Origin of the sequence: Nitratidesulfovibrio oxamicus, assembly GCF_015731765.1 — a bacterium.
Classification (GTDB): Bacteria; Desulfobacterota; Desulfovibrionia; order Desulfovibrionales; family Desulfovibrionaceae; genus Cupidesulfovibrio; species Cupidesulfovibrio oxamicus.
On sequence record NZ_VRYY01000161.1, the window covers coordinates 1 to 5261 of the forward strand.

General features: G+C 64.3%; 5 protein-coding genes. 2 read left to right on the forward strand and 3 right to left on the reverse strand.

The window, feature by feature from the left end; genetic code table 11:
• On the forward strand, nt 1-1061 hold a 1061-nt coding region (locus tag FVW20_RS06920), incomplete at its 5' end, for a PEP-utilizing enzyme (protein ID WP_269145816.1).
• 369 nt (nt 1062-1430) lie between these two features.
• On the opposite strand, the gene FVW20_RS06925 is transcribed toward FVW20_RS06920, so the two are convergent.
• The 3 genes from FVW20_RS06925 to FVW20_RS06935 form a co-directional block, all read right to left on the reverse strand.
• Complete coding sequence (locus tag FVW20_RS06925; protein ID WP_307831410.1) at nt 1431-2147, reverse strand: superoxide dismutase; 717 nt, start codon at nt 2145-2147, stop codon at nt 1431-1433.
• A gap of 371 nt (nt 2148-2518) precedes the next feature.
• Nucleotides 2519-3238, reverse strand: a complete 720-nt coding sequence (locus FVW20_RS06930; RefSeq protein WP_196608855.1) for a hypothetical protein — start codon at nt 3236-3238, stop codon at nt 2519-2521.
• Between the two features lies 1 nt (nt 3239).
• Nucleotides 3240-4487 carry a sulfite exporter TauE/SafE family protein gene (locus FVW20_RS06935; protein ID WP_172596635.1) on the reverse strand — a complete coding sequence of 416 codons (1248 nt, stop codon included), beginning with the start codon at nt 4485-4487 and terminating at the stop codon, nt 3240-3242.
• A gap of 545 nt (nt 4488-5032) precedes the next feature.
• Here FVW20_RS06935 and FVW20_RS06940 point away from each other — a divergent pair.
• Nucleotides 5033-5261, forward strand: a 229-nt coding sequence (locus tag FVW20_RS06940) for an HAD hydrolase-like protein (protein WP_196608856.1), incomplete at its 3' end; no start/stop codon positions are given.

Sequence of the window (5261 nt, forward strand, 5' to 3'; positions counted from 1 at the left end):
CGGGCGGCGCCGCCGGGCACCTGGCCAGCGTGGCCCGCGAGTACGGCGTGCCCGCCCTGTTCGGTGTGCCCCGCGCCGCCGAACTTCTGGAGCATGCGGGCATCGTCACCGTGGACGCGGACAACCGCCGCGTGCACCCCGGCCGCATCGAAGATCTTCTGGGCCACGCCCCGCGTCGCAACCTGATGGAAGGCAGCCCCGTGCACACCGCGCTGTCCGAAGCCGCGCGGCTGGTGCTGCCCCTGAACCTGCTGGACCCGGAATCGCCCCGGTTCGCCCCCGCCCATTGCCGCACCCTGCACGACATCACCCGCTTCTGCCACGAGAAGTCCGTGGAGGTGCTGTTCGGCGTGTCCGATCACATGGGCGCCACCGGCCCCGGCACCCAGCGGCTGGGCAAGCAGCTGCGGGTCAACGGCACCAAGCTGCAATACTGGCTGCTGGACATCGACGGAGGCTTTCGCAAGCCTGTGCCCGGCCCCGTGGTGGACCTGGACGACATCGCCTCCGCGCCCATGTTGGCCCTGTGGGACGGCATGACCGCCGTGCCCTGGGCCGGGCCGCCCGCCACCGACGCACGCGGGTTCCTGTCGGTCATGATGGAATCCACCGTGAACCCGGACCTGGAACCCACCGCCGCCACCACTCTGGCCAACCGCAACTTTCTCATGATCTCGCGCGATTACTGCAATCTTCAAGCGCGCTTCGGCTACCACTTCTGCACCGTGGAGGCCATGGCCACCGACAACCCGCACGAGAACTACGTGACCTTCCAGTTCAAGGGCGGCGCCGCCAGCGCCGACCGACGCTCCCTGCGCGCCCGCTTTGTGGGCGAGGTGCTGGAAGCGCGCGGCTTCCGCGCCGACGTCAAGGACGACGCACTGTTCGCCTCCCTCGAAGGCTTGCCCAAGGATCGCATCCTCACCCTGGTGCGCGGCGTGGGCTACCTGCTCATCCATACCCGCCAGATCGACATGGTGGCCCACAACGAACGTGTGTTCGGCCCCATCCGCGACCGCATCGCCGCCGACCTCGCCAAGATCGCTCCTGTCGCCGGGTAACGCCGGAAAGATTTGGGAGAAAGAAGTAACCGGAGGAAGAAACCTTTTGCGGCAGCCGTTAGGTAAGCGCGAAGCGCGAACCTTACGGATGGCGTCCGCAACGCGTGAAAAGGTTTCTTTCCCCGGACCCCTATCTTCCAAAACTTTTCGATTGGGTTTTCGTGAAGGAATGAAGGCGCACCATGGGGTGACATGGCCGTGTTGCCGACGCGAGGTAAAAAGCCCCCCTAACTGAAAGTTTTGGGGGGAGCGTCAGCCGTTACGCGAGCGCAACGCGCGAGTGTTACGGATGACGACAGCAGAGCGGGGTTCGGGGAGGGAGACCCTTTTCAGAGGGTCCCCTCCCCGCTTCTCTTTAAAACTCTTTTCCTACAACCGCTTGGCCACTTCGTCCCAGTTCACCAGTTTGTCGAAGAAGGCCTGGACGTAGTCGGGGCGCTTGTTCTGGTAGTCCAGGTAATAGGCGTGTTCCCACACGTCGATGGTGAGGATGGGGGTATAGCCTTGGGTGATGGGGTTTTCGGCGTTGCCGGTCTTCAGCACCTTCAGCACGTCCTTGCCGCCTTCGCGGCCCTTGACCAGCCAGGCCCAGCCGCTGGCGAACTGGGTTTTGGCGGCGTCGGAAAGCTGGGTGACGCAGGCGTCCACGGAGCCGAAGGCGGCGGACAGGGCGTCGGCCACCTTGGCGGGGGGCGTACCGCCGCCACCGGGCTTCATGCCTGCCCAGTAGAAGGTGTGGTTCCAGGATTGGGCGGCGTTGTTGAACAGCCCGGCCTTGGCCGGGTCGCCCGCCACGGCTTTGATGACCTCTTCCAGCTTCATGGTGGCCATGGGGGTGCCTGCCACGGCCTTGTTCAGGTTGCCGTAGTAGGCGGCGGTGTGCTTGCCGTAGTGGAACGAGATGGTGCGCGCGCTGATGGCGGGTTCCAGCCCGTTGTCGGGGTAGGGCAGCGGCGGCATGGGAAAGGCGTCGGCGGCGTCGGCGGCGTGGGCCACGGTGGGGCCAAGCAGGCGGGTGCCGGCGGCCACGACGGCTGCCGAGGCGCACAGGGACATGAAACAGCGGCGGGTGAAGCTGGACGGCATGGCGTTCTCCTTGCGGATGAAGGTGGGCCGCGCCGGAAACCCCGGGTTGTGACGCGGGGGCGGTGCGGCGGAACGGGGCGCGTGAAGGCCCCGTGGATACCGGATGCCGAGGCCCGCAGTGCACAGGGCAGGTAAAGAACCCGACCGGGGCCGGGGGTGCGGGCGATTGCCGTCACCATAGCACAACTTGTCCTTGGTGCAACAGGCGGTGTGCGCGAGGCAGACGGCTGTTGCGGGCAATGGGTGGAAAGTGGCGCGCATGGCGGATTCCGCCTGAAAACGGAACGGCCCCCCGCAGTTGGTGCGGGGGGCCGTGGTCGTCATGGGAGCAGGGCGTCAGGCAGAGCCCGACGATGCCGACGCGGCGTACGCTAGGCTTCCTGCTTGATCTTGGACTTCTTCATGGTCAGGCCGACGCCGTCGAACAGTTCGAAGATGGCGAAGCCGTACCACACGGTATACAGCACGTAGAAGATCAGCAGGCCGACCATCACGCCCATCTTGTCCATGACCTTGGCTGCGGGGATGCCGTAGAAGTTGTAGCCGGTTTCAACGGCGCGCTTCAGCACCGCATCCACCACGTTGGCTTCTTCCACCATCTTGTTCTTCTGCAGGGCCTTGATCATGGGGTTCAGGCCTTCCCACCAGGCCTCCATGACCACCATGTGGTCCATGCCCGCGTGGCGCGCGGTCACGGTCTTGCCGTCGTTCTTGTACATGGCGTCGGAGTCGGCCACGGCGGCGGCAAGCAGGGTGCCCAGGTCGCCCTGCACCTTCAGGGTGGCGCCGTCGGCGGTGGCGGTGATGCCCGCGGCGGAGAACACCTTGGCGGCGTCTTCGGCCTTCTTGGAGGCGTAGGCCACTTCAACCGTCTTGCCCTTCAGCGGCTCGACGCGCTTCTGCACTTCGGGGATGAAGTAGGACGAGCCCTTGGACAGCTTGTTGAAAAGATCGTCCGAGTACTCCAGGCCGTTCATGGCCTTGCCGCCGTCACCGGGGAAGAGCGGCATGAAGATCAGGAAGAAGACCGCGCAGAAGGAGCCCATGAGCAGCAGGCCCTTCATGAAACTGCTCTTGCTATGGATAAGCATGTTACGCCTCCGCTCTCAGCTTGCCGATGTTGGCGAAGAACTTGCCGAACACCCAGGCACCAAAGATGGCAACCACCACCCAGAACACGATGTTGCCCACGAACTCGATGTTGTTCACCAGATCCTTGGACATGGAGATCATTTCCAGTTCCACCATCTTCTTGGGAAGGGTGGCCACGCGGTTGATGAAGCCCGCGATGATCGACATGGCGTAGAAGCCGCGGATGTGGATGCCCTTGACCACCTTGGTGGTCAGCGCGCCCACCTGGATGCCCAGCAGCGAACCGATCAGCATGCCCATGGCCAGGGTGTAGAACACGTAGCCGTAGATGGCGTACTGGGCGATGGCGCCGAGACCGGCGGTGAAGATGATCTGGAGGATGTCGGTACCCACGGTGGTCATGGACGACACGCCGAAGATGTACACGAACATGGGGAAGGTGATGAAGCCGCCGCCCACGCCCATGATGGCCGCCAGAATGCCCACAACCACGCCGCCCGCGGCGACGATCCAGCCGGAGATGCGGCGGCCGCCGGGCACGAGGTCTTCGTCGAAGGTGATCATGGGGGGCACGTTCATGGCCTGCAGCTTGACGGACAGGCCCGTTGCGCCGCTGCTGCCGCCGTGCGCGTCACCGCCGCCGCCGGACCGGCTGGACTTGATGAAGTCGAACAGCGCGTAGAAGCCCAGGAAGCCCAGCAGCACCGCGTAGATGGAGCTGATGAACATTTCGGACAGCAGCGGGTCCTTGTTGTACAGGCCCTTGTTGATGGCCCCGCCGATGAACGTGCCCGCGCCCGACCCCACCAGGAAGGCGATGGCCAGTTTCACCGACACGTTGCCCAGCTTCTTGTGCACCGTGGTGCCCATGATGGCCTTGGCGAAGATGTGGAACAGGTCGGTGCCCACGGCCAGGATGCCCTTGACCCCGGCGGCCATGAGCGCCGGCGTGATGATGAAGCCCCCGCCCGCGCCGATGCAGCCGGTGATGAGGCCGGCTGCCAGGCCTACCGCGATGGAGACCAGGAAGATCTTGGTGGAGTAGAACGCGGGCGCGTAGGCAGTCTTGCTGCCCAGCATGGAGCCCGCTTCGGCAAAGCTGAACATCAGGATCGGCAGCAGCAGGATGCCGAGGATGATCAACTTCTTCCGGTTCTTGATGATGGACGTGGATACCTCGATATCCCACTGCGCATGGGCGATGGAACTCGCCTTCAGGAATTCGAAGACTTGTCTTGGAAAGCTCATGGTTCCTCCGTGAAACGCGATGCGTGATGCATACCCTTTACCCAGCCTCCGCCCCCGTGCACCCCTTGTGGCACAGTGGGACGCCCCGGAACTAGCAACGGTTGTGCCAAAGAGATCGTCGTTGGCTTGTTTTCAGTAACACTCTGAAAAAATGCATGTTAATTGGTTGTGCGGTCCGTGTTGCCCGGTGCGTTGCGGATTGGATGCGCCCCGAGGCGTGCGGCTGTCCGGAATTTTTGCGATGCCGCGCATATCGGCAAACAGCAGGGGCTGACGGTGCAGAGGCAGTGCTCTTTGCCCTGGCACAAAGCGCAATGCGGTGCGGGGGGGCGCTGGTTCTCGCTGCGGCCAGTGGAAAAAATATCATGATAAATCATGTGAGTATGCTTTGGGTGCGGGATGTTCCCGGTTGCGGTTGCTCCGGTGGAGCAGGGCGCGAGAGGAGGTGTCAGCTTTTTTTACACGTCAGCAAGGAATCCGGCGTTCGGCGGGTGCGGGCCATCCGCAGTCTGTACAGTCCGGGCCGGACGCGCTAGGTGAGCGCCATGCCCATACGCGCCATCATCTTTGATCTGGACGGCACCCTGCTGGACACGCTGGAGGACCTGGCCGACGCGGCCAATGCCTGCCTGCTGGCCCAGGGATTTTCCGCACACCCCGTGGACGCCTACCGCCATTTCGTGGGCGACGGGGTGGAAACCCTGTTCCGCCGGGCGCTGCCGCCCGGCACCCCGCCCGGTGCCGCCGCCGAGCAGGCCGTGGCCGCCCTGGTGG

Excerpts from the sequence above, each read along its gene's own strand:
- FVW20_RS06925 (WP_307831410.1), bottom strand. The coding sequence starts at position 2,147 with ATGCCGTCCAGCTTCACCCGCCGCTGTTTCATGTCCCTGTGCGCCTCG.
- FVW20_RS06930 (WP_196608855.1), bottom strand. The coding sequence starts at position 3,238 with ATGCTTATCCATAGCAAGAGCAGTTTCATGAAGGGCCTGCTGCTCATG.
- FVW20_RS06935 (WP_172596635.1), bottom strand. The coding sequence starts at position 4,487 with ATGAGCTTTCCAAGACAAGTCTTCGAATTCCTGAAGGCGAGTTCCATC.